The 26,302-nt window shown below is 42.6% G+C and carries 18 protein-coding genes, 1 pseudogene, 2 riboswitches and 1 other annotated feature; of the genes and pseudogenes, 5 read left to right on the top strand and 14 right to left on the bottom strand.

The window, feature by feature from the left end; all coding sequences use genetic code 11:
* Positions 1-222: 222 nt before the first annotated feature.
* Positions 223-1,182, top strand: a complete 960-nt coding sequence (gene isp / locus MOF34_RS01950) for a serine protease Isp (protein WP_268398214.1) — start codon at positions 223-225, stop codon at positions 1,180-1,182.
* A 131-nt stretch (positions 1,183-1,313) separates the two neighbouring features.
* A riboswitch (SAM riboswitch) is annotated at positions 1,314-1,469 on the top strand.
* A 127-nt stretch (positions 1,470-1,596) separates the two neighbouring features.
* Positions 1,597-3,885 carry a 5-methyltetrahydropteroyltriglutamate--homocysteine S-methyltransferase gene (metE, locus tag MOF34_RS01945; protein ID WP_268398212.1) on the top strand — a complete coding sequence of 763 codons (2,289 nt, stop codon included), beginning with the start codon at positions 1,597-1,599 and terminating at the stop codon, positions 3,883-3,885.
* Positions 3,886-4,289: 404 nt separating this feature from the next.
* Here metE and MOF34_RS01940 read toward each other — a convergent pair whose 3' ends face one another.
* The gene (locus tag MOF34_RS01940) at positions 4,290-10,244 is read right to left on the bottom strand and encodes a pectinesterase family protein (RefSeq protein ID WP_268398210.1); all 5,955 of its coding nucleotides are present in this window, start codon (positions 10,242-10,244) and stop codon (positions 4,290-4,292) included.
* A 229-nt stretch (positions 10,245-10,473) separates the two neighbouring features.
* On the bottom strand, positions 10,474-11,298 hold the full coding sequence (locus tag MOF34_RS01935; protein WP_268398208.1) for a MerR family transcriptional regulator: 825 nt from the start codon (positions 11,296-11,298) through the stop codon (positions 10,474-10,476).
* 770 nt (positions 11,299-12,068) lie between these two features.
* On the opposite strand from MOF34_RS01935, the gene MOF34_RS01930 reads away from it, so the two are divergent.
* The gene (locus tag MOF34_RS01930) at positions 12,069-15,584 is read left to right on the top strand and encodes a bacterial Ig-like domain-containing protein (protein WP_268398207.1); all 3,516 of its coding nucleotides are present in this window, start codon (positions 12,069-12,071) and stop codon (positions 15,582-15,584) included.
* Positions 15,585-15,888: 304 nt separating this feature from the next.
* On the opposite strand, the pseudogene MOF34_RS20845 reads toward MOF34_RS01930, so the two are convergent.
* A pseudogene (locus MOF34_RS20845) lies at positions 15,889-16,352 on the bottom strand (histidine phosphatase family protein); the annotation flags it as partial.
* A gap of 134 nt (positions 16,353-16,486) precedes the next feature.
* Here MOF34_RS20845 and MOF34_RS01915 point away from each other — a divergent pair.
* Complete coding sequence (locus MOF34_RS01915) at positions 16,487-16,957, top strand: nucleoside deaminase (RefSeq protein ID WP_268398203.1); 471 nt, start codon at positions 16,487-16,489, stop codon at positions 16,955-16,957.
* A 5-nt stretch (positions 16,958-16,962) separates the two neighbouring features.
* Here MOF34_RS01915 and MOF34_RS01910 read toward each other — a convergent pair whose 3' ends face one another.
* Entirely contained in the window at positions 16,963-18,069 is a 1,107-nt protein-coding gene (locus MOF34_RS01910) for a TPR domain-containing glycosyltransferase (RefSeq protein ID WP_268398202.1), read from the bottom strand.
* A gap of 123 nt (positions 18,070-18,192) precedes the next feature.
* Positions 18,193-18,603, bottom strand: a complete 411-nt coding sequence (locus MOF34_RS01905; RefSeq protein WP_041905183.1) for an organic hydroperoxide resistance protein — start codon at positions 18,601-18,603, stop codon at positions 18,193-18,195.
* 140 nt (positions 18,604-18,743) lie between these two features.
* Here MOF34_RS01905 and MOF34_RS01900 point away from each other — a divergent pair, with 140 nt between their 5' ends.
* Positions 18,744-19,187, top strand: a complete 444-nt coding sequence (locus MOF34_RS01900) for a MarR family transcriptional regulator (RefSeq protein WP_268398201.1) — start codon at positions 18,744-18,746, stop codon at positions 19,185-19,187.
* 34 nt (positions 19,188-19,221) lie between these two features.
* On the opposite strand, the gene MOF34_RS01895 is transcribed toward MOF34_RS01900, so the two are convergent.
* The 9 genes from MOF34_RS01895 to MOF34_RS01855 form a co-directional block, all read right to left on the bottom strand.
* Positions 19,222-19,647: an organic hydroperoxide resistance protein gene (locus tag MOF34_RS01895; protein WP_268398200.1), complete on the bottom strand. Its 426-nt coding sequence runs from the start codon at positions 19,645-19,647 to the stop codon at positions 19,222-19,224.
* 130 nt (positions 19,648-19,777) lie between these two features.
* Positions 19,778-21,025, bottom strand: a complete 1,248-nt coding sequence (proA, locus tag MOF34_RS01890; RefSeq protein ID WP_268398198.1) for a glutamate-5-semialdehyde dehydrogenase — start codon at positions 21,023-21,025, stop codon at positions 19,778-19,780.
* Positions 21,022-22,134, bottom strand: coding sequence for a glutamate 5-kinase (proB, locus tag MOF34_RS01885; RefSeq protein ID WP_268398196.1), 1,113 nt, complete (start codon positions 22,132-22,134; stop codon positions 21,022-21,024). Before proB ends, proA begins: the two co-directional genes overlap by 4 nt.
* Before the next feature lie 63 nt (positions 22,135-22,197).
* Positions 22,198-22,408: a binding site (T-box leader), on the bottom strand.
* A gap of 87 nt (positions 22,409-22,495) precedes the next feature.
* Positions 22,496-23,398 (bottom strand): formyltetrahydrofolate deformylase, encoded by a 903-nt coding sequence (gene purU / locus MOF34_RS01880; protein WP_019714137.1) that lies wholly within the window; start codon positions 23,396-23,398, stop codon positions 22,496-22,498.
* Positions 23,399-23,468: 70 nt separating this feature from the next.
* Positions 23,469-23,786 (bottom strand): multidrug efflux SMR transporter subunit YkkD, encoded by a 318-nt coding sequence (ykkD, locus tag MOF34_RS01875; protein ID WP_003218500.1) that lies wholly within the window; start codon positions 23,784-23,786, stop codon positions 23,469-23,471.
* Positions 23,786-24,124: a multidrug efflux SMR transporter subunit YkkC gene (gene ykkC, locus MOF34_RS01870; protein ID WP_268398195.1), complete on the bottom strand. Its 339-nt coding sequence runs from the start codon at positions 24,122-24,124 to the stop codon at positions 23,786-23,788. Before ykkC ends, ykkD begins: the two co-directional genes overlap by 1 nt.
* A gap of 77 nt (positions 24,125-24,201) precedes the next feature.
* A riboswitch (guanidine-I (ykkC/yxkD leader) is annotated at positions 24,202-24,313 on the bottom strand.
* A 33-nt stretch (positions 24,314-24,346) separates the two neighbouring features.
* Complete coding sequence (locus tag MOF34_RS01865) at positions 24,347-24,862, bottom strand: GNAT family N-acetyltransferase (protein ID WP_032728172.1); 516 nt, start codon at positions 24,860-24,862, stop codon at positions 24,347-24,349.
* Positions 24,852-25,379, bottom strand: coding sequence for a DinB family protein (locus tag MOF34_RS01860; RefSeq protein WP_019714134.1), 528 nt, complete (start codon positions 25,377-25,379; stop codon positions 24,852-24,854). Before MOF34_RS01860 ends, MOF34_RS01865 begins: the two co-directional genes overlap by 11 nt.
* A gap of 92 nt (positions 25,380-25,471) precedes the next feature.
* A complete protein-coding gene (locus tag MOF34_RS01855) occupies positions 25,472-26,203 on the bottom strand; it encodes a DUF421 domain-containing protein (protein WP_019714133.1) in 732 nt (243 codons plus the stop codon).
* Positions 26,204-26,302: the final 99 nt, after the last annotated feature.

Raw genomic sequence — 26,302 nt, 5'->3', positions numbered from 1 at the left:
CCTTTCCCTTTCCCCAACACTATTATAACTTGACTAACAGCTGAATCCCAGTCATACATTTTAAAGAAGCTATCCAATATTTTGAAAATCACTAATTCTTTTGGTTATATCCTAATTTTTCAAAATGCTTCAAATGGCTCTGTCCGAACGGTTGCTTTTTTCATATAATATAAGGCAACACCCTTGAATCCACTTGAAAGCATAAAAAAGGAGGGCTTTTTTATGAATGGTGAAATCCGCTTGATCCCGTATGTGACGAATGAGCAGATTATGGATGTAAACGAGCTTCCTGAGGGCATTAAAGTGATTAAGGCGCCAGAAATGTGGGCAAAAGGGGTAAAAGGCAAAAATGTAAAAATTGCTGTATTGGATACGGGCTGCGACACAAACCATCCTGATGTAAAGGACCAAATCATCGGCGGAAAGAACTTCACGGATGATGACGGCGGCAAGGAAGATGCGATCTCCGACTACAACGGACATGGCACACATGTCGCTGGAACAATTGCAGCTAACGATTCAAACGGCGGCATTACCGGGGTCGCGCCTGAGGCAAGCCTATTGATTGTGAAGGTTCTTGGCGGTGAAAACGGCAGTGGACAATACGAATGGATTATTAACGGCATCAACTACGCGGTTGAACAAAAAGTCGATATCATCTCAATGTCCCTTGGCGGACCAAGCGATGTGCCAGAGCTGGCCGAAGCAGTGAAAAACGCCGTCAAAAACGGAGTGCTTGTCGTGTGCGCAGCGGGAAATGAGGGTGATGGAGACGAACGCACAGAAGAGCTTTCCTACCCTGCCGCTTATAATGAAGTCATTGCGGTTGGATCCGTTTCCGTAGCGCGGGAATTATCAGAATTTTCTAACGCGAATAAAGAGATTGACCTTGTGGCTCCGGGAGAAGATATCTTATCCACTCTCCCTAACAAGAAGTACGGTAAGCTTACCGGCACTTCAATGGCAGCTCCTCATGTCAGCGGAGCGCTTGCTTTAATCAAAAGCTACGAAGAAGAATCATTTCAAAGAAAGCTTTCTGAATCTGAGGTTTATGCACAGCTGATCCGCAGGACACTTCCGCTTAATATTGCTAAAACGCTGGCAGGCAATGGATTCCTGTATTTAACCGCTCCTGATGAGCTGGCAGAAAGAGCAGAGCAATCACATTTGCTGACCCTATAAAATTATTTTTCTTATATAATATAAACCAAATATTGTAAAATAAATTTCAAATTCTATGTTGACAACGAATTTACATTACTGTTAAGATTACCAACAAATGATTTAACTTTTCAAAAAATTAATAACATTTTCTCTTATCGAGAGTTGGGCGAGGGATTGGCCTTTTGACCCCAACAGCAACCGACCGTAATTCCATTGTGAAATGGGGCGCATTGCTTTTCGCGCCGAGACTGATGTCTCATAAGGCACGGTGCTAATTCCATCAGATTGTGTCTGAGAGATGAGAGAGGCAGTGTTTTACGCAGAAAAGCCTCTTTCTCTCATGGGAAAGAGGCTTTTTATTGTGAGAAAACCTCTTAGCAGCCTGTATCCGCGGGTTAACGAGAGTGTTTTACATATAAAGGAGGAGAAACAATGACAACCATCAAAACATCGAATTTAGGATTTCCGAGAATTGGACTGAACAGAGAATGGAAAAAAGCACTTGAAGCGTATTGGAAAGGCAGCACTGATAAAGATACGTTTTTAAAGCAAATCGACGACCTATTTTTATCCGCAGTAAAAACACAAATTGATCAGCAGATTGATGTTGTGCCTGTTTCTGATTTCACACAGTATGACCATGTACTCGACACAGCAGTCAGCTTCAACTGGATTCCGAAACGATTCAGACATTTGACAGATGCTACCGATACATACTTCGCTATCGCCCGCGGAATAAAAGACGCTGTATCCAGTGAAATGACAAAATGGTTTAATACAAATTACCATTACATCGTTCCGGAATATGACGAGAGCATTGAATTCCGACTGACAAGAAACAAACAGCTCACAGATTACCGCCGGATCAAACAGGAATACGGCGTTGAAACAAAACCTGTGATTGTCGGCCCTTATACGTTCGTCTCGCTTGCTAAAGGCTATGAACCGTCTGAAGCAAAAGCGATTCAAAAACGCCTTGTGCCGCTATATGTACAGCTTTTGAAAGAGCTTGAAGAAGAAGGCGTAAAATGGGTTCAAATCGATGAGCCGGCGCTTGTCACAGCTTCTGCCGAAGATGTCCGAGGCGCAAAAGAATTATTTGAAAGCATGACAAACGAGCTTTCATCCTTGAATGTGCTTTTGCAGACGTATTTTGATTCTGTTGATGCTTATGAAGAGCTGATCTCTTACCCGGTACAGGGAATTGGCCTTGATTTCGTTCACGATAAAGGCAGAAACCTGGAACAGCTGAAAACACACGGATTCCCAACAGATAAAGTGCTGGCAGCAGGCGTCATCGACGGACGCAATATTTGGAAAGCAGATCTTGAAGAACGTCTCGACGCCGTTCTTGATATTCTCAGCATTGCAAAAGTCGATGAACTGTGGATTCAGCCTTCCAGCAGCCTCCTGCATGTTCCGGTAGCGAAGCACCCTGAAGAGCATTTGGAGAAGGATCTGCTGAACGGATTATCTTACGCAAAAGAAAAACTAGCCGAGCTGACAGCTTTGAAAGAAGGTTTAGTATCAGGAAAAGCGGCGATCAGCGAACAGATTCAGCGGGCGAAAGCTGATATTCAGGCGCTCAAACAGTTTGCAACTAGCGCAAATTCTGAACAAAAGAAAGAGCTAGAACAATTAAGCGATAAAGACTTCAAACGCCCCATTCCTTTTGAAGAACGTTTAGCCCTGCAAAATGAATCTCTCGGCCTCCCGCTTTTGCCGACGACTACGATTGGAAGCTTCCCGCAGTCTGCTGAAGTGCGGAGCGCACGCCAAAAATGGCGGAAAAAAGAGTGGTCTGATGAACAGTACCAAGACTTTATCAATGCAGAAACAAAACGATGGATTGATATTCAGGAAGAATTGGAGCTTGATGTGCTTGTGCACGGTGAATTTGAACGGACAGACATGGTCGAATACTTCGGTGAAAAGCTGGCCGGCTTTGCCTTCACAAAATACGCTTGGGTTCAATCATACGGCTCACGCTGTGTCCGCCCGCCAGTCATTTACGGGGATGTTGAATTTATTGAACCGATGACAGTGAAAGACACGGTGTATGCACAGTCCCTGACATCCAAGCATGTGAAAGGAATGCTGACCGGTCCTGTTACAATCTTAAACTGGTCCTTCCCTCGAAACGACATTTCGAGAAAAGAAATCGCCTTCCAAATCGGGCTTGCCCTTCGCAAAGAAGTAAAAGCGCTTGAAGATGCAGGCATTCAAATTATTCAAGTGGATGAACCGGCGCTGCGCGAAGGCCTTCCATTAAAAACCCAAGATTGGGATGAGTATTTGACTTGGGCGGCAGAAGCATTCAGATTAACCACTTCTTCCGTGAAAAACGAGACGCAAATTCATACACATATGTGCTACAGCAACTTCGAAGACATCGTCGATACAATCAATGATCTTGATGCCGATGTGATTACAATTGAACACAGCAGAAGCCACGGAGGATTTTTAGATTATTTAAAAGACCATCCGTATTTGAAAGGACTCGGCCTTGGTGTATATGATATTCACAGCCCTCGTGTGCCGTCAACTGAAGAAATGTACAACATTATCATTGATGCGCTTGCCGTCTGTCCGACTGACCGCTTCTGGGTAAACCCAGACTGCGGATTAAAAACAAGACAGCAGGAAGAAACGGTTGCCGCATTGAAAAACATGGTTGAAGCCGCAAAACAGGCAAGAGCTCGGCAGACACAACTTGTATAAAATAAAAACCATCTGTCTTCGGCAGATGGTTTTTTCTGTTAGAAAGCGGAAATCGGTTTCCGATGCTTCCCATCCCCTTCTTTTACCATTTTGGCAGCTCCATTTTCACCAAACTCCACAAGGCTCATTGATGTATCATGTATGTAAGCATAATTTCAATATGTCATTAATGCGTCTTCACCGTTTTATTCACTCAATTCAGATGATCAAGGTTGACATTGAGCAGGAGGGGGCACTAACCCCCGACCTCTCCTACCGTCGTTGTACGATGGTTTCATCTAACTCAAACGCCTGCTCTGATATCGGTTAGGTAGACCCTTACGCCTTTTTTGTTTGTATTAGTGTCAGTAACTGGACTGGCTGCACAAGGTCTGGTTGTACCCGATGTACCACTCCTCTCATTATTACCGCTTTTCCTTCTTTTTTGTTTTTACAGACTTTGAAGGTCCTGTGGTAGATTCATTGCCTGCTGCGTCAAGAGCTTCTACCCTAAAGGTATACTTTGTTCCTGCTGCCAGCCCTGATACTTGATAACTGCTTTCTGTAACGGTAGCAAGTTCAGTTTCATCTTGATATACTTTATAACCGCTAACCTTGTCACTAGCCCCGCTCCAGGTCAAAGTGAGGCCTATATCCGTTACATTCGAGATTTTTAACTTTCCTTTGTTCCATAAAGGTGTTGTATCTTCTTCAATCACCTCAACACCATCAACGATTAGTTTAATGTCACTGAACGTAATGTCTGCATTTCTAGCTACAAACATTCCTACATAAACGTAATCGGAATCAATACTTGTTAATTTAAAATCAAAACCTCCCGTAATCATAGCTTCATTTCCAAACATAGCAGCATAGCCGTCTGAATTGCTCTCGATATGAAGGTTAACCGTATCTCCTGGGGATATTGGACTCTCAGCCGTTCCACCTTGAGTAAGCACTCCACTCTTCCTCGCAAAGGAATTCCAATACCCTCCATATAATGCTTTTGTCAGCTTCAAAGGTGCTGCTGCAACAAAATCACCCAGAACTGTCGTCATATTCGAATCAATATACATTTCATCTCTGGCCATCAAACCAAAGGATACTTGATCGTTATATTCAAAACTATTCATTTTAGCTTTTGCAGTCAGCTCAAATGTACTGTTTGCAGGAACCTTATAGTAATACATCGCAATTCCATCCGCGTTACTAGCAATTTTCCCCTTATTATTCCTAACAGCGATGTGCATATTTCCATCATCATCGAATTCTAAGGTTTGATTTTCCTTATTTGGACTACCACCAACATTACCAAAAACCGTACCTTTCCAAATTCCATAGTCAGCCCATAACTCACTTTGCGGCAATTTACCTGTATAAGATGGTTCCTCGTAACTTGGATTAGAAACGAGTGTATCTGCCTTCGTTGGTGCTTGTGCGACAATTACATGCTCGGCTAGCCCACTTATGCCTAATTCCTTAATCGTCTTGGTGATAAGGTATGCATGATAGGTTGCTCCCCATATATTAGTGTGGGTATTATCTACACTATCCGATTTTGACGATGTCCATGAATGTAGATACAACGTTTCATCCGGACCTAGTTGGTCATATAATTTTTTCGTTAATGTTGTCATATCTACTACGGGGATTTCTAAATCAACGCCTAAATTTCGGATGGCTTGCGCATAATCTCCACCTTCAAATTCTCCAGAATTCTCTGTAATATGAAGATTTGAATTACTCCACTCCCCAGTTGCTGTTCTTCTTACAATTGGGGTAGTCAAGATGACTTGAGTTCCTGCCGCTTGAGCCGGCTTAATATAATTCTCATACAAAGAGTTCGCAAAGGATCCCTGATCCGAATAGGTTCCATTGGGATTTGTATATCTGTCAACTTCATGCTTCTCATCGTTATGCCCAAAACCTATAAATAAGTAATCTCCGCTCTTCATACCGTTTAGTAACGTTTGATACTCAGGATCAGTGGTATAGCTTTTTGAACTTCTTCCTGACAACGCAAGATTTTGTACAGTGAATGAGCCGCCCAAATAGTTTTCGATCTGAGTTCCCCAACCATATCTTGGATAATAGTAGTTATCTGAGAAGGCACTCACGGTGGAATCGCCAACAATCCAAATCGTTGACGCAGGATCAGTCGTTTTTGCTGTTATTCTCACCTTTATGATAACCCCCGGAGCAAAATCGTCTACGGTTCCGTGAACTTTCACCATTCCAACCTTTGTAGTGTCAACCGTATCCCAGGTCACTTTCACATCCTTTTGAGTTCCATCACTGTAGACTGCCGTTACAGTTTGTGGAAGTTCAGCTGGATTTCCTTGAGTTACAGTTATCTCTTCTGGTTGTACGATTGAAGTTATGGTAGGTTGTTCGGATACAGCAGATAGGCTATTAATTAAAGCCTGTGTTTCGTTAGTCCAATAGTTATCTAACTCTTTTGTATAAACGCCTTTTTCATCACGAGTATACACACTTACTTCGCTGCGTGAATTGACTTCAAATTGTATACTGTTCTTATTGTCTACAGCGCCTACTCTTACAGGTGGAATCAAGTAGTCGGAGATGTTAAATCCAAGCTTCTGTATTTCCTTGGCAAGTAAACCACCATTATAAAAACCTCCAATTTTATTGTTGTGAGTTGAGTCTGCAAGGTTCATAATTGCCCTCGCTACAGGGGAGTCTCCATTACTGGCAGCAGGATCATTCTTATACGCCTTTTCATATGAGTCCTTCGTCAAGTCAAACATATTGATGACTTCAACACCCTGCTCTTCACCCAATTGCTCAACAGCTCTTACATAAGCATTATTGGAAGTTGTAATTGTTCCTGTTGTGGTATCCGTTGCATCATGATGAGGCTTAATCGTTCCATCCGAGTTAAAATATTGTCTTGAAACCGGAGTTGCTAGAATAGGTGTTGCACCTGATTTTCTTGCTACATCAATATACTGCTGCAAATACCACTTGAAGGTACCGCTTGTATACGGGTAATACTCTGGGCCATATTTTGAAAGACTTTCAGGCGTTGCTTCTTTTACACCTGGAACGGAAGGATACATACCATTTTTATCGGGTTCTCCCATAGAGACAAATCTGTCTAAGAGGTATCCAGTTTGATTTGCTGCATCATTATGTCCAAACTGAATCAGCAAATAGTCATCAGCTTTAATAGTCGAAGCAATTTTATCAAGACTTCCCTCATTGATAAAGCTTCTTGAGCTTCTACCTCCGTTCGCATAGTTCACAATATGAATTTTATCGTCATTAAAAAAGCTCTGTAAATACTCTCCCCAGCCACCTGAGCCTGATGATGATCCGTACGTCTTAACCGTCGAATCACCTGCTACATAAATATTTACACGCTGTCCATCCGGAATTTCATTGCCTCCACCACCGGATGATCCAGATTTAACCACATTATCAAGCTGAATAGACATCGGTGTGCTCTTTAAACCATTAACGGTTTCTGGTGTAACAACAGCCTTAATATAATAACCTTCATCGGCACTTGTCATTTTATAGGTTTTTGAAATATACGCTGTTGTTGCCTGGATTAACGTCTCCGTTCCATCCGGACTTACCCTATACCACTGGATTAACGAACTGTCGTTTTGGTTATCATTTGGATTATTAAACTCATAACCTAAGCTAATCGTATTGCCGGTGTAAGGAATGTTCATGTCATCGTCTGATATAAAGAAAGGGTCAATCTTAAATGTTGGAGCTGCATCACTGTCAGCTGTATAGTAAGATGGTGTCCATCCTCCAAGGTAATTCTCAACACTTATCGCAGCTGCTTGTTCATCTGTCAAGACGGACACTCTTCTTTGTGAAGTATCAACAGCGGTCCCATCATAAGTCGTGTTGTATTCTGCATAATTTGCATTTTCAGGTTGATTGCCAGACATCTCATGCCAACCGCTTGGATTCATGATATCGCTGGTCTGAAGCTTAGTATTTAAGAAGGTTACTTTTGCCCCTGCTCCCCATGGTCTTCCAAAATAACCTGGTGAAAACAGGTTTTCACTGTCGGCTGTAATTGTACTGTTCCTAAACAGGTACCCATAGGTTGCTGTATCCTTTGCTGCTGTTATATAACCACCTACAGCTTGGTCACTATAACCGGCAAAATGCAGTGTAACATTATCAAATACTACGTTCCCATCACCAAATATATAGTCTGTGTTGCCTTCTATAAAAGAGTTCTTAAAATAACTGCGATTCGCACCTGTAAAAAGGGTGTCCTGACTTCCAAGAAAACGACAGTTCAAAAATTCTGTACGGTCTCCCTCAATAATGATGGCTGCCGCTCTTTCTGTAGCTGCTTTTGACGTAACATCAGTAAAAGACTTTCTTTCTACATTTATAGAGCTTCCAGCTACATTGGCCAACTCCACACCATCTGCTAATTCTTCATCTGTAACATATTTATTGAAAGAATTTTCAAATATAATGTTTTGAGCTTTGAAGTTTTCAGCAGCACTAGTGAGATAAACAGTGCCTCCCCATTTACTGGCGGTATTTTTGGAATACTTATCAAATGCCTTCTCTTCATCATAAAAGCCGTCATCCCCGATGCTGTAATATTTATATCCAATACCGTAATACCACGTAATTTTAACCTGCGTATCGGGGTCATCGGTTGGGTTTGGGTTGGAATTTACAAGGGAAATGTATGGAGTTTCAATTACAAGCTGCTCCCTGTATACTCCAGGCGCAATATGAATGGTAATTCGCTGTTCTTCATTGCTAGGGTTCATTCTGGCCGCTACAGCAAGAGCTTCCTTCACTGTATGATAGTTATGTTCCTTTGAACTGTCACCAACATATAAGTCAGCAACCCAAGCGAGGGGCTCTGGCTCCGTATGATTAACAAACAAAATATCCTTTGTGGTATCCTGCCCACTAATAACTACGTGAGAGCTTGTGCTATCATTCTCAGAACTAACTGCTGAAACGCTGTACGCTCCGTCTCTGAGGCTTACTGTATATCCTCCGTTCGACACTGTCCCGGAATACATGTACCCATCATCAACATTGGTAAATGATATACTTGAAATTTTCTCTGTTGAGGATAACCCCTGGAATGCACCTGTTGCCGTATATACTGGTTTTTTAGCAACTGTTATATCTCTAGTAGTGTCAGCGCTTACATTTATGCTGCCACCATCAACAACTTCATAATCATTTACTCCAGAAAGAACGGCTGTATACAGCAGTCCATCCTGAACATCAGCTGTAAAAGTCATATCCTGTGTATTAACTGTAGCTGTAACTGGTGAAGCAAGGCTACCTTCTTCGGGATTAAATTTGATTTGCAACTTACTTACATCATAACTACTGTCAAAGCCCGTAATATCCCCTCTTACTGTGACAAGCCGGTTAGCCACAACATCTAAGCTAATATTTTTTCCCATTGCAATATCAGAAGTTGATGTGCTTACCAACTTGGTTTCATCAGAAAATCTGTATTCAGGGACATCCTTTAGAGTGGCAATATACTCATAATCAGTGGCTAAAACTGCATCAAAGGTATTGTCTGCATTCACATCCACAGTTGTTGTATCACCTGTTGTCTGATTGGTGAACTGAAGTTTATAGCCTGTAGAAATATCACTGCCGTCTAATTTCACAGCGCCACTTACCTTAACTCCAGGAGTTCTAACTACTCTATGGATCCAAGGCTTTCCTCCTGAATTCGCCGAAACATAAATTTGATAAGAGCCGGAATATTGTGCTATGAATTCAACCTTTTGTGCTGTTCTAGAAAATTCAGCGGTACTATCCTGAACTTCCGAAGTATCAGGTATTACGGTTACTTTTGAACCATCTATACTTACCCCTGCGTGAACTAAGTGAATGGTTTCATCTCCATTGCTAGTGCCGCCATAAACTGTAATTTTATCTCCTGCAACAACATGATCCAAAGTTAAAAACCTTCTCTCTGTACCTCCCGTACCATTTGCGTAATAAACGCCGTTTGATTGATATCCATCCTCATAACTGTGCTCTTGATTTTCCCAGCTACCAGAGGAATTATCACCGACAGTCGTGCCATCAGCTTTATAATAGTAAGACCTGTCACTTGTAACTGGATTAGCTACGGTTAAATCACCATAAGAAGTGGTTTCAAATGTACCAGATTTGATGGTAGTTTTCTTGTCAAGGATATCGGGGGTCATATTGTTGTTGTATAATTCCCCTGGCATTTGAATTCCCCCAAAATCCCATACATCGATTTTTCGGCTGTTAGATGTGTCACTGGCTAATGCTACACCACCAATACTGTTTAATGCTAAGGTGAAAAGCGTTGTAAATATAAGGACTTTCCTAAAAGTTTTTTTATACTTACTTTGCATTTTTACACCCCTCTCAATAATTGGGTTTTTTCTTATACATCACACCACCGACTTACTAGGAAATGAAATGGATTCGTCCCCCTTTGCCTTTTTGTCTAACAGCCAGCATTCGCAACTAGAGGGGACATCCCTCAATAATCGAAAAGTGTGTCACCTCCTCTTTCATCTTTTCCTGGTCCGCATAAGTGTTATTATGAAGGTTGACACAATGTCAAAGTCAATGAAGCGCTTACATTTTTGTTATAGGAATACCTAGTAAAATATACTGTATCTCTTGATTCCCTTCTAACACATTGGCAACTACAATCCCAATAATATCACCAGTCACCTGTAAATTGTGATCCTCCATATATTGAAAAGGTTCATTAAGTAAAAACTCCTTTAAACTATTAGACTTACTGGCTTCGTCAATATTTAACGGTAGCTTGGCCATAGTGAGCAGAGATTTTCGTTTATCATATTTTTCCGTATATTCATTATGTGCTATTTTATATTTTTCTAAATGTGCGCTTTTTATCGCCCAACCTGCATTTAAAATAATATGGTCTTTTTCAACATCTTCTTTTCGTATTAAGTAAATCCTTTGTAACTCAGGTGATACATTCAAAAATTTTTGTACAGTTGCTAGTCTACTAGGTTCTTTTAAAAGCTTATCCCCACTTTGATAAAGTACATATGACAAATCTACGCAATCTCTGATATAGCAATGGTTTGAGCCATTCGCCTTTTTCATTAGAACCAAATCATCTTTTAATCTATGTCTTAAATTCTTTAAATAGCGAATCCGATTGTCAAATTCCTCTATTTTTCTCTCAAATGCAGTTATTAGCCCTGGCAATTCACTGCTCTTCATCCCGTCTATTTCCGGAAGTGTAAAATCATACTTCCGCAATAACTTGAGGTTCATTAACATGATAATATCTTCTTCATGATAGTATCGATAATTACTAGTTTCAGATCGTTTCGGAGTAATATAGCCCATTTTTTCATATCTTCGGATTGTGTTAGTGGAAAAGTCAAGTAGAGCAGCTACCTCACTAATCTTGTATTTCATAACAATCTCTCCCCATAGTTTAGTGTATATTTCTTCACTCTATTTCTAAATCCACCCATCTTTTCGTGTATATACTGTACGAAACGATACCGTTGTCGCTCCACACTAAGAAATCTGCTAGCAAGTATTTTTTGATTACTTGATGTTTCGTCTTCAAACAAATTGCTTGCTTCGTTCTCTTTAGATAGTGTCTTAGTTTTTCTGCGTACTCTTGAATCTTGATCTTCTCCTTCAGGTTCAACTTGATCTTCCCCGGATTTGGATTACGTTTGAACAACTCTCGGGAGGTGGTCAAAGTCTTTTGGGTCCACATTTACCCGGGAGTAGAACTTTATCTATCAAAGCGGAGAATATTTAAGCATATGTAAGTCACATGTTTCTAAAGAGAGACAGCTCTCAACGTGGACTGAAGAGCGCTTCCGCTTCTCTTTTAATGGCTAACCTATCATCTCCTTTCTGTTGAAAATGTCGGAGCCTTACAACGGATTTCGGGAATTTTCTTTTGAACTCCCTTACATAAAGGTTTCAGAGTAAGTTGATTACACATAATATTCAGATAATTATTGACAGCGCTTTCAAACATAGGTATTTTAAAATTACAACGTTGTTAACACAAACCACTTTTTTATCCACTATTTAACTCCATTCTACTTCATTCGCAGCAAACTTATCCAAAAAACATGCCTGGCAATTTAATTTATCTGGAGGTGTTTGACACGAATTTACTATGTCTAAAACTTATCTAAAATGAAATAAGGAGGCGTTACTAGATGAAACAACGGCGCTTTGGCAAAAGTATAGCAATTATTGCTATCTTTTTAATGGTGTTCTCTAATATGAATCTGACAGTGTTTGCACAAACTATCAACAATCCACTTGGAGATGGATGGAGCTTTGAAGCTTTTGGCTCTAATACAAGTGACGATAAAAACACGGCACCAACTGATAATGGGGACGGATCCCTTACAATCCTTGCTGAGGGCGGAAAAATTGCAAGCAGTGAAATTGGCATATCCTTTCAATCATTAGAACTTAATGCCTCAGATAACTTTGAAATCAAAACAACAGCGTCAGCCGACTCCTATAGTCCTGACAGCCAGCGTGGTTTCGGCCTGATGATACTTGATCAAACAGGTGAAGATAAAGAAGGTAAAAACAGCCACAATTACGTTGCCGTGGGGGCCCTTGATGGGGAGCTTCGAGGGTATTACAGTAAAGGCGGCCTAACCAAGTTAGACGCATTTCCAAATAACATCAGTCCTGCGACTGGAGAATCTTATACCTTATCTATCAGAAAATCAGGAGATACATTCGTTGTTACCTCCAATGGGGAAAGTGAGACATTCAAACTGGAGGATGCCTTTACGGGGAATATCTCAGTGGGATTGTTTGTAGCTCGTAATGGTCAAATTACATTTTCAGACACCACAGTTGATGTCTCTGATGTAGCTACTGATGAACTTCAAGCAAACACGGATGATATAAAAACTGATTATCTGGGGGACGAAGAGCTTAAGCTGGAAGGATTAGAAGTGACTGCTGTTAATGGAGACAATTCAGAGACTCCCGTTCCCGAGACACGTGTTACTGGATATCCTCGAACAACATATACCGTTGGGGATGCGTTTAATGCTGATGGTCTGGAAGTATCTAAAATATATGACAACGGAGATCAGGAAGTGCTAAACTCAGATGCTTATGAACTGGATACAAGTAATTTCAATAATTCAACCGCAGGAGTCTATACAATTGGTGTACACCCAACGGACAGCTCAATCGCCGGCACTTCGTTTGATGTAACTGTCCGGGAAGAAGCTGAAATCGTTTGGAACGAAATCCAATTCGGACATTCTACGGATGATGATACAAACTATATTGAATATCTTGATAACGGAGGCATTCGAGTCGTTGCAGAAGGGACAAGTTCCGGCAAAATTACTGGTGATCATGATGGGATTACCTTCTATTACACAGAAATTGATGCTGAGGAAGATAACTTTACACTCTCTGCTGATATCAAAGTGAACAAATACGCAAAAGGTTCCCATGATGGTCAAGAATCTTTTGGTATTATGGCCCGTGATGCGATTGGCGAACATGGCAACAGCGGTGTATTTGCTTCCAATATTGCTGCTATCGGAGGTTTTAGCGGTGGCACAAAAGAAATGATTGGTACACAACTGTTTATCCGAACCGGGGTAGAATCTTCAGATGGAACTGGAAGTCAAGGTGTTCAAAAAACGATGCTTAAAGATGAGCGGCCATCAATTGATAACACTCATCCTGCTGAAGACTATCGTTTAACGCTCTCGAAAACAAACAGTGGTTATACTGGACAATTAAATAATGGTGATGAAGCTGTTTTCTTTGAACCAGACATTTTACATGTCCAGGATGACAAGATTTACGTAGGTTTCTATACTGCAAGGTTGGCAGATATTGAAGTTCATAATATTGACTTGGATATAACAGCATCTGCTACTGATGCACCAAGGGTATATCCTCCTGCTGAACCTGCTGAACCTGTTGATCCAAACTTCAGCATTGTATCCCGCGACAAAACTTCTGAAGCGGAATATGATTTACTATTGAAATCAAATGTTGACGGCGTCCTAACAGTTAAAGCTGGCCAGGAAGTAATTGCTAGCAATTTAAATATAACAGCAGGGGATATCGTTAAGGTACCTGCTACACTAAAAGAAAATGCTGACACAAACTTTCGCGTGACATTCTTGCCAAGCGACACCCAATATTTAACTTCTTACGATAAGATAGTGAAGAACTTTACCGTATCAATGAAAACTTTTAGAGATGGTGAAGATATCCACGTCTCTCCTGATGGCACAAGGACTGGAGATGGCGCATTAGCAAATCCACTTGATCTAGATACTGCCATTGAATACGTACAACCTGGACAACGAATTATCGTTGCTGACGGTAACTATGTAAGAGATTCTAAACTGGAAATTTCTAAATATAACGATGGTACAGAAAACTCGAGAAAGTATCTTGTCGCTGCTAACGGCGCTCGTCCTGTTATCGACTTTGATAAACGCTCAGAAGGTGTCATATTAAGTGGTAACTACTGGCATGTAAAAGGAATTGATGTTGCACGATCTGCAGCTAACACAAAAGGTTTTGTTGTTGGCGGACACCACAATATTGTAGAAGACAGCAGATTCTATGAAAATGGTGACACTGGTTTGCAAATTAGTAGAACAGACGGTGATGCTCCCCGTGAAGATTGGCCGTCTAACAACCTTATTTTAAACAGTGAATCCTTTGATAATGCAGACCCTTCCCACAATAACGCAGATGGATTTGCAGCTAAGCTGACATCTGGAGAAGGAAACATTTTCCGCGGCTGCATCTCGCACCATAACATTGATGATGGCTGGGACCTTTACACTAAAGTTGGAAGCGGAGCGATCGGGGCTGTTACCATTGAGGATAGTATTGCTTATGAAAACGGCACACTAACAGATGGTACGGTTGGTGATGGCGATAAGAATGGATTTAAGCTAGGTGGCGAAGGTATCCATGTCCCACATATTATTCGAAACAGTATTGCATTTAATAACGGGGCAACTGGTTTCACCAGCAATAGTAATCCAGGAATAATCGCAGAGGACATCGTCGCATACAACAATGGAAAAAACATTGACTTTTCTACGTACTCTGGAATTGAAGAAGACTTTCAGTTAAGTGGCGTTGTTTCATACCACAGTGGAGGTAAAAATACTGCTGATAGCTATCCTGAGGACGCTCTATCAGACAATAACTACTTCTTTAATGGCGAGGAATCTGTGAACGCATCTTCAGATGTCATTACAGATGAGAACTTTGTGAGTTTAGATCCAAAACTTCCGTATGAACGTGACGAAGATGTAAAAGGCTTAGAATCAAATATAATCTGGGGGGATTTCCTGCTATATCTTCCAAGTATAACAGCTGAGCTGGAAGTGCGCCCGGCTACATTAAAACTCAACGAAAATAAAAATAGCAAGGCAGTTTTAACATCTTATCTGGTATTTGCTGACGAAACAGTTTTAGAGAATATCGACTTTGCCAGCCTTCTTTTAAATGGCGAAGTCGTACCAGCTGAAAATCAAAAGAAAAATCCTGTCGTTGATTTGAACGATGATGGTTTAGCAAAATACAAAATCGTATTCCCACGCCAGCAGCTGTTAAGTACCCTGGAAAAAGGAGAGCAGGAGGTAACAGTTACCGGAACATTAACAACAGGGCAAAAGTTTAGAGCAACAGGCATAGTTACAGTAAAATAAATCAAAAGGATGGTGCTTCTTCCGTTAAGCAAAGAAAATAAAATAAAATAAAGGCACAAGCAAAAAAGGCAAACCTCACTGGTATGCCTTTTTTGCTACTGCTGAATTTTGGTGTTAAACCCTCCTGAGGTCTGCTAACAGGGGTGGTATGCAGGTGGATATTTAGAGCAGATATTTATTGATGGAGTAATCAGTATTTCCAGAGGATATATACAGAAAAAGAAAATCGTTTATATGCCCCTTTTCCACCCCATTTTTTACTAATCATAAATTCAACTTCCTCTTACACGATTTATGGTACGGCTCCTTTTATGATATTTAACAGCATTAATATAAAAACAGAATGTGTAACCAAGAGAACATTACTGGAAGAGTGTCTGTCTAAAATCGTTTGGAGAGCCAGCCTTACCCGGTTTTCAAAATCAAAAAACATTTCACTTCCCTGCTGGCGATAAGCTTCGGGATAATGAAAATAAGCATGAAAAAGCTCTGGTTCGGCCCTTTCAATATCCTCTTGTTTTTTCCCTTTCCATGAGCCCAATGACATTTCTCTGAATATATGATGGAGCCTGCGCGATCTCAGTAGGTTTTCCGGTCTCTTCTGTCCGCTTGCTCGGGCTGATTCAATTCAAAATCTTTCAGACGCTCCCCAAGAGCACGAGCGTTGTATTGTCCAAGTTCTGTTAAATCAGAATCCTGCCAGCGTTGCATCCGTTTTTCCACGTTCCATTGAGTCTGTCCGTGCCTGGCAATATATAAATGCAGCATGATTCCCCCTCCTCTTTTCTCCTCTTATCTTAGAAAATCCCCCAAATATTTTGTTTATTTTGCACTTTTTCGAGAATGAATTTTGCCCCTTTTTCGGCTATACTTATAACACTCAATTGACAGGAGGGTTTGGGATGAATCATAAAAAGTTCTTAAAGCAGGCTGTCGATCTAGCTCGTGATGGAGTGCATGCAGGAGTTGGCGGGCCATTCGGAGCCCTTATTGTAAAAGACGGATCCATTATTGCCGAGGGGCAGAACAACGTCACAACAAGCAACGATCCGACCGCCCATGCGGAAGTGACAGCTATTCGGAACGCCTGCAAGGCACTTGGAACATACCAGCTTGATGACTGCATTTTGTATACGAGTTGTGAGCCATGCCCCATGTGCTTGGGCGCCATCTACTGGGCCCGGCCCAAAGCCGTTTACTATGCAGCGGAGCACACAGACGCTGCTGAAGCCGGATTTGATGATTCATTCATTTATGAAGAAATTGATAAACCTGCTGAAGAAAGAACAATCCCCTTTTATCAAGTGACTCTGACGGAGCATTTATCCCCGTTTCAGATATGGCGGGATTTTGCCAATAAGAAAGTATATTAAAAGGATCAGGCATGTGCGGCCTGATCCTTTATTAATTCGCTGAGAAGCCGCTGTGCCCGTACGCACTTCGGGTTGGCATTCAGCGCTTTTTGCAAATACAAAACAGCTGTCATATGCTGACGCAATTCAGCATAGCAGACACCGAGCCAGCAGCTTGATCTAAAATCGGCTGCCCCCTTCACCTGTACGTACTGATGGTGTGCATTATCGGTGTGCAGGCAAGCTTCAAACGCTGTGATCGCTTCTCTCACTTCTTTTAGCTGATACATGATGATCCCTTTATAATAGTGAAGCGTGCAATAATCCGGATAATGTCTCAGCGCTTCATGGATATCGCGTTCCGCTTCTTCGTACCGTTCTGCGTCAATTATTAATAATTTAAACTTTAAATAATAGGCATCAGACGGCGGAATTTGCCTTTTTCTTTTACATTCATTGATGCAATCCACTGCCAGCCAGAGGGCTTTATCATGTTCGTTTCCTCTGTCATACTCAGCTGCTTTCTGATAAAGGAGAGACGGGTCAGCGCTGGCTGTCAGCAATTCCGTATTCAATAAGCTTATGTTGTGTTTATGCTTGTGCTGTGCCTCCTGCTCTAAATACCCGTAATGGTGAATGATACATGGAAGTGAGAAAGTACTGCTTTCCCCTTCTCCCTCAGGCCTTTCGCAAACCCTTCCCGTAAACGTTATGTTTTGCTGATTGCGGATCAGCCTGATCTGCCTTTGTTCAAACGCTTCGTTTTCATCCCATTCCTTCCCTGTATAATTCACAACCTTCACGCAGCCGAGAGCTGGCAGGCTGTCTGTCAGCATCGAAGGCAATAGGCTGCCTGTGTCCGGATCTAATTCTTCGTCGGCATCCAGGATCAATATCCACTCACCCTTGGCATGCCGCAGGCTGGCATTTCTCGCCTGTGAAAAATCCTGTTCCCAACTATGATGATAAACCTGAGCATGAAAGCTTGTGCAAATATCTCCCGTACGATCGTTCGACCCGGTATCAATCACAATAATTTCATCGGCAATAGGCTGCACACTCTCTAAACAGCGTGCAATATGGCGTTCTTCATTTTTCACAATCATACATACTGACAGCTTTGGCCTCTTCATGTACTCACCTTTTCTCTCGTCTGAATTCACCTATATTACATGTATTCACACTTTGAAAAGATCATGCCCGCCCCGCATGCTTTCCCACAAAAAAACATCCTGAGAACCCTCAGGATGCCGATCTTATTTTAATTCTAATTTCACATCAATATTTCCTCTGGTTGCTTTTGAATAAGGACAGAAATCATGAGCAGCATTGACAAGCTCTTGCGCCTTATCCCGATCCAAATCTTTCGTGTTCACAACAAGTGTGACACCGATTTTAAACCCGTCGTCGCTCTCATCCTTCATGAGGCTGACCTGTCCTTCAATTTCGGAATCAATCTCGATATTTTGTTCTTTGGCCACGTGTTCAAGCGCGCCGCCGAAGCAAGCAGCGTATCCTGCCGCAAAGAGCTGTTCCGGATTTGTGCCGGTTTGCCCTTCTTTTTTGGCATTTGGCATTACAATATCAAAATCAAGAACACCGTCATCTGAAGTAATATGTCCTGCACGTCCGCCGCGTGCGGTTACTTTTGCTGTAAATAGTGCCATATTTTCCAACCTCCTTATTTGTATCTAGTTGTTATATTTCCCTTTCTGATCTTTTTAAACATGCTATGTTTGCGATAATAGGAAAAGTGATGTTTTTCAGATACAATAGAATGGAATGTCAGAAAGAGTTGGTGAACAAGATGAAAAATGAATTTGACCATATGAAATTGGAGAATCAGCTATGTTTTTTGCTTTATGCGAGTTCGCGGGAAATGACAAAGCAATACAAGCCGCTGCTTGAAAAGCTAAATGTGACGTACCCTCAGTATTTGGTTTTGCTTTTGTTATGGGAGCACGAAACGCTAACTGTCAAAAAAATGGGCGAGCTGCTGTATTTAGATTCGGGAACACTTACTCCGATGCTAAAGAGAATGGAACAGCAGGGTTTGATTACGAGAAAAAGATCTGAAGAGGATGAGCGGTCTGTGTTGATCAGCCTGACAGAGGACGGTGAGCTACTGAAAGAAAAAGCGGCTGACATTCCGGAGACGATTCTGGGGCTTTCAAATCAGTCCGGAGAGAATCTGAAACAGTTAAAATCCGCTCTATATACATTGCTGGAAACACTTCATCAAGAAAATTGAGGATACCTTATACGGGGTATCCTCTTTTTTTCTTCTATTCAGCTACTTCAAGCGTAACATCGATATTTCCAGAGGTTGCTTTTGAATACGGGCAGACGCCGTGCGCTTTTTGCATAAGTGCCTGTAATTCTGATGCACTGACTCCTTTTCCTTTCACCTGCAGCGTCACACCCAGTTTGTAGCCTTGATCTGCTTCATCCTTTAACAGGCTGACATGCGCTGTAACCTCTGTCTCCACTTTGACTCGTTCTGTTCTTGCTACAAGCTGAAGTGCGCTGTCAAAGCAAGCTGCGTAACCTGCCGCAAACAGCTGCTCTGGATTTGTCGCTTTTTCTAATTTTTTTGCTCTCGGTGTCCCCGGCATTGCAACATCGAGCTCAAGAACGCGGTCTGATGAAATCACCTTTCCTTCTCTTCCCCCTACCGCTGAAACAGTCGCTGTAAATAATGGTTTACTCACTTTTGTATCCCCCAAAAATATATTTTATACAATTAAATTGTACACAATATAATTTGCAGTGTCAATTTTTAAATACGCAAAAAAAAGCTTATCCCGTTACGAGATAAGCTTTTTCATCGAACATTGCCCGCTATTCGCGGATTTGCCCTGTTCCTTTAATGATGTATTTTGTAGAAGTCAGTGCTGGAAGTCCCATCGGCCCTCTTGCATGAAGCTTTTGTGTGCTGATGCCGATTTCGGCTCCGTAGCCGAATTCAAATCCATCGGTAAAACGGGTTGACGCATTATGATAGACTGCGGCAGCATCGACAGCCGTTTGAAAATAAGCGGCATTCTTGTTATCTTCAGTTAAAATTGCTTCAGAATGATTGGTGCCGTAATGTTGGATATGCTTCACAGCTTCTTGGATGTTCTCAACCGTCTTTACGCTAATGACAGGCGCTAAAAATTCAGTTTCCCAATCTTCTTCTGTTGCTTGTTTGCTTGAAGGATGAAGTTCACATACAAATTCATCACCGCGAATGTCAACTCCTGCGTTTTCCAGCTGAGCCAGCAATTCTTTCCCGTGTTGCTTCGCCCATGCTTTGTGGATTAGCAGTGATTCAATCGCGTTGCATACGGAAGGGCGCTGCGTTTTGGCATTTACAACAACCTTTTCTGCCATTTGGGGTTTGGCCGTTTCGTCAATAAAGATGTGGCAGTTTCCTGCTCCGGTTTCTAGTACAGGCACTGTTGATTCTCTGACAACGAGATCAATCAATTTCTTGCCTCCGCGCGGAATCAATACGTCTAAGCCATCATTTAATGTAAAGAGCTCTTTTGCTGTCTCTCTGCTCGTATCCTCAATCAGCTGCACAGCGTTGATCGGAAGCGCTGATTGCTCGAGTGCTCTGTGAATAACATTGACGAGTGCTTTATTGCTGTGAATGGCTGAGGAGCTCCCCCGCAGGACAACCGCGTTCCCTGTCTTCAGGCAAAGGGTAGCCGCATCAACTGTGACGTTTGGCCTCGCCTCATAAATCATTCCAACGACACCGAGCGGCACACGGACTTTTTCAATAAACAGGCCGTTTTCCTTTTGAATCGTTTCAAGAGATTCGCCGACCGGATCAGCCAAGTCGATTAAGAGCTCTACCGCGTCCGCAATGTCACGAATGCGTTTCTCATCCAGCGTGAGACGGTCAATGACATCCGGTGTTAAACCATGTTCTTTTCCGTTCTCAATGTCTTTTGCATTCTCCGACAAGAGAAAGTCCAGTTCGTTGCGGAGTCCGTTTGCAATGAGACTGAGCGCCTCATCCTTCTCGACCGTTGTTTTCATGATCATTTCGGCTGCTGCTTCTTTCGCCAGCTTCGCTTTTACAGAAACTTCACTCATTTTTCTGCCTCCCAGTCTTTTAAATTGACCCAGTCATTCCTATGAATAACCTCAAACGTTCTCTCAAAATCAAGTTCATTACTTCGTTTGCCTTTGACCTCCATAATCTCCTCGGAGGAGTAATGAGTTTGGCCTTTGCCGATCACGCCGCCCGGTCCCCTGACTTCCACGACCGCCCCTTTCGAAAAGCTTCCATTTACGCCCACTACGCCAGCTGGCAGCAGGCTGCTTCCGTTATGGATCATTGCCTCCTCGGCACCCGCATCAATGAGGATCTCTCCTGCTATTGGCGAATGGAACTGAATCCACTGTCTCGTGTTGTTAACAGAGGATAATTCTTTGTCGCCGATATAAGTGCCGTCTCCCCTGCCGTCTAAAATCTCCGCAAGCTTTTGCTCTCCGCTGCCTGTTCCAATAAACACTTTCACTCCAAGAGACAGCGCAGTTTGTGCGGCTAACAGCTTTGATTTCATACCACCGGTGCCGACCTTTGATCCGGCTGAGCCCGCATATCCCAGTAATTCAGGCGTGATCTCCGGCAGATAATCAAATCGTTTCGCCTCAGGATTTTCATTCGGATTGGCATCATACAGCCCGTTAATGTCAGTGAGAATCATAAGCTGATCCGCATGAATCAATCCGCTGACTAACGCAGAAAGCATGTCATTATCCCCGAATGTCAATTCTTCAACAGATGTAGAATCATTTTCATTGATAATCGGAATGACGCCGCGTTCCAGTAATTCCAATATCGTTGCATACGCGTTTCGATACCGTTCTCTTTTCGAAAAATCATTTCTCGTTAAAAGGATTTGTCCCGGAGTCAGAGAGTATTGTTTGAATTGATTCATATATTGCTGCATTAACAGTGTTTGCCCAACCGCGGCCGCCGCCTGCTTTCCTTTGATGGTAACGGGGCGGGACGGATAACCGAGGCGGGAAAACCCCGCCGCTACGGCTCCCGAGGTAATCAGAATCATTTCATGTCCCGCTTTCTTTAACAGAGAAATGGCTTGAACATGCTCACTGATTTTTCCCTCATCAATGCTTCCGTTGCTATTCGTGAGCGAACTGCTTCCTATTTTCACTACTATTCTTTGTTTTTTCATTTATTCTCCTCCACGGCTTTTTGCCAGCCAACTTACAATAAAAAAACCCATTTCATCCTGATTCATAAGGACGAAATGGGTTTCCGTGGTACCACCTTGATTGAACGCGCTTATGCACGTTCCGCTTTCCTGTAACGCCAGGTTACGCGCCTAGGTTTTCCCCCTAAGACTCCAAGGCAGGTTCGGCAGGTTTCATGCGGCAAAATGTTTCAGCGATTCATTTTGCTCTCTGTCACAGAAAGGTCTGCTTACTAATCCTCTTCAACGCTCAATGATTTTTTTATATTATGCAAAGAAAAAGGACACTTGTCAAGGTTTTTTGTGACCAAAAAGAGCCCGCATGGCGCGGGCATCTTGCAGTCTAATTAAAGACGATTGTTTTATTTTCGTGAACGATGACGCGGTCTTCCAAATGCCATTTTACAGCACGGGCAAGCACGCTGCGTTCAATTGTTCTTCCAATGTTTTTTAGCGCTTCCGTATTGTCACGGTGGTCCACGCGCTCAATATCCTGTTCAATGATCGGCCCTTCATCAAGATCGTTTGTGACATAGTGAGATGTCGCTCCGATCAGTTTCACGCCTCGCTCGTAAGCCCGTTTGTACGGATTCGCACCGATAAAAGCAGGCAGGAACGAGTGGTGAATATTAATGATGCGATTCGGATGAGCCGAAACAAAGTCAGGGGTTAAGATCTGCATATAGCGCGCAAGCACGATCGTATCAATCTCATATTGCTCAAGCAGTTCAAGCTGCTTCTTTTCGACTTCCGCTCTGATGTCTTTGTTTGCTTTCATATAGTGGAATGGAATGTTCAGCCGTTCAACCAGTTCTCTCGCTTCCTCATGGTTGCTGATGACAACAGCAATTTCCGCCATAAGGTTGCCGGTTTGCCATTCCCAAATCAGCTCATGCAGGCAGTGAAGCTCCTTTGAGACAAAAATGGCGACACGCTTCAGCTCGTTTGCTAATGTTAAACTCCATGTCATGTCGAATGTTTCCGCAACAGACGCAAACGCATCCTGCAGTGTTTCTTTTTTCTCACGAATGCCCTCGCAGTCGAATTCGATTCTCAGGAAGAATCGGCCGCCTTCAGGGTCTGTCGTATATTGATTGGATTCTATAATATTGGCGCCGTGTTCAAATAAAAACGCGGAAACCGCAGAGACGATACCCGGCTGATCGGGACAGCTTACCAAAAGACGCCCTTTATCCTCATTTCCATCACGGTATTCGTTCAACCGCTGTGTCATATATGATTTCATGAATAATCCCTCTTATCTTTGTAAGTCTAAACTATTTATCCATTATACTGAAGATTTGATAAAAATCAATTTATGACAGAATTTTTAAACCAACGGCTGAACATAAAATCAAAGCGATAAAAAAGATGCGTTTAGCGTCCTTCGGCTCCTTGTAAAAGAGGATACCGACAAGCGCTCCGCCGGCGGTGCCAATACCTGTCCAGACAGCGTAAGCCGTGCCCATTGGAATGGTTTCCATTGCATACGACAGCAAGGAAAATGAAGCGGCAAAACCAACAATGATCAACAGCACCCATTTCACGCTTTTTTCCTTCGCATATTGATTCATAAGGGCCACGCCGGCCATCTCCAAACAGCCTGCGCACAATAAACTGATCCAGTGCAGCATTATGCCTCGCCTCCTTTTTCCTCTGTCTCATCCTGTGTCACAAGCTTCAACCCGATGACACCGACTAAGAGCACGCCGATTAACAAAAGCTTCGGCCATCCAACCGGCTCATGAAACAGAATGATTTCACTCAGTACTGTTCCTGCCGTGCCAAGTCCGGTAAAGACGGCATACACGGTTCCGACAGGCAGACTGTTTGTCGCCTTCATTAAAAGATAAAAGCTGACTATAATGCCGATGGCAGTGCCGCTCCATGTTAAAACTGAGTCAGCATGCTTTAAGCCTACCACCCAAACAACCTCAAAAACGGCGGCAAGCACGACTAATCCCCATTTCATTTCAAGTCATTCCTTTCTTTCCAGTAAGATTCCCCGAAAACAAAAAAACCCCGGACAGTCGTCTCTCATGAGATTGACTCTCCCGGGCTTTTTTCCCTCCGTGTGCATACACGCCTCTATTTACGCGTATGTGTTTTCTCTCGGACCAGGCCATGTCCATTGACACGCGGAACCCTAGAAAACGTTACCTTACATCATGATACTATAACTTGGTTCTTTCTTTCAATTGTAAGATTTTCTTTCATATACTGCGATTGGTTTATTCCATTTTTTAATCGTTCTATCATAAATCATGCCGATTTTCTCCGCTACTCGTATGGACGCTTTGTTATTAGGGTCAATCAAAGCCGCAATTGTGCCGAACTGCCGCGCGTTGAAGCCATAGTCCAGGCAGGCTCGAGCCGCTTCTTGCGCATAGCCGTTCCCCCAGTGGCGGCGGGCAAACATATAGCCGATTTCCATTACTGTTTGATTTTCGACCTGCTGAGGAACAATGCCGCATTGCCCTAAAAAGTCCCCTGTCCGCTTATCTTCGGCGATCCACAGACTGACGCCGTACCCTTTTTCATTTCTTTTGTTCCAACTGATCCACTCGCGGGTTTGCCTCTTATCTTTTAAACCGGAATAATATTTCATGACGTCAGGATCGTTAAAAAGTTCAAACAAAGAGGCTTGATCACAATCTTCCATACAGCGCAAACGAATTCGATCGGTCACAAGCTTCGTTTTAGCGCTCATATTTCGCCACATCCTGCTTCCATTCTTTTTTGAGGGCTTCGATATGTGCTTGATGATAGCGGTTATGATCCGCCATATGCCAAATGCCCCACCGTATGGTCGCGGTGTCATCATCGTAAGAAAGCGGCTGATGCAAATCATTTTCAGTTAAGGTGTAACATACCAATTTCAGCTCATTTACCACATGCCGATGTCTTTTCAAGAGGTCATCTAATCCGGGCTGATTCTCCGGTTCAGACAGCCGTCCGCTATCATCTGTCATCGGGCCGTATACCTCTTCAATATGATCTGGTATCCGATTTTCCTTGATACGCCAGACCCATCTGATATCTACATTTGTGAGATGGTGCAAAAGCTGAGCAATGCAGTTCTTTGTTTGGCAGCGCCCCTTATAGTAAAGTTCATTGTGTGTCATGTGACTTACGATAGAAGTCAGACGGAGACTGTTTTCTTCCACTGCGGAATACAACAGACTGACCGTCGGTGCCATGTCGTTTCTAATGAATAAGTCCCTCATGTTCAGTTCCCCTCCTAACTAGGTACATTAGACACCAAACAAAAATTCCCTTTAAAAAAGAAAAAAGCTCTCGTTAAAAATAGAGAGCAATCTTAATTGTTATTTCCCGGTTTATATAAATAAGGATCATGCCTCGGTTCGTTTGAGGTATGTAAATCAAGCAGTATATCACCCCGGGCATTTGTCGTACAAAGCGTGATCGAGGAGAGCAGTTTAGGGCTGTATCCTTTTTCCTCAAGCTTCTCAAACAGCCAGGTTCGGTTTTTTTGGAGGTATTTCAAGTTATGATCAAGGATTTCGCCGTCCAGTATGAGAGGAATCGGGATAAAATTCCGTTCAGCTTCCATATTCAAATCCCGCACCTGAACCGCTCTCGCTTCTTCTTTTGGGATAACGCTTACTTCCCCCGTTTCTTCAATGATGGCAAGATCAATGTCAGCCGGATCGGCATAACCCTTTTCCCTTAGTTTTCCAAGCAGTTCATTAACCGTCAGCCTTTCTTTACGCAGTCCGCGTTCATCAATATCCCCGTTTCGGATTAAGACAGTCGGGCTTACGACCAGCAACCAGCGCCATTTATTAGAAAGAGAGAGCTTGCTCATCAGAAGATAAAGCACCAAAAAAGAGCCTGCGTAATAAATGGACATCGGCAGCCTGGATGTAAGAATCGGCTCACTGATAATGGTTCCGATTGCGAAGGTTAAAAGCAGATCAAAATTGTTCATTTGTGACACAGCTTTTTTACCGGCAAGCCGAAACAGAATATACGCAATCGAAAATACGATAACTGGCTTCAGTAAAAATGCCCATATCATCCATAACACTGATCTTTACCTCCATCATGCTAGTCATAGTGAGCCTATTTTGCCCAGAGACAGAAGTGCTATACATCGCACCTATTTTCAGTGTTATAAATAGGCGAA

This window comes from Bacillus sp. T17B1, assembly GCF_026796395.1.
In the GTDB taxonomy this organism is placed as follows: Bacteria; Bacillota; Bacilli; order Bacillales; family Bacillaceae; genus Bacillus; species Bacillus spizizenii_A.
This window is presented reverse-complemented; position numbering and strand designations above follow the sequence as displayed.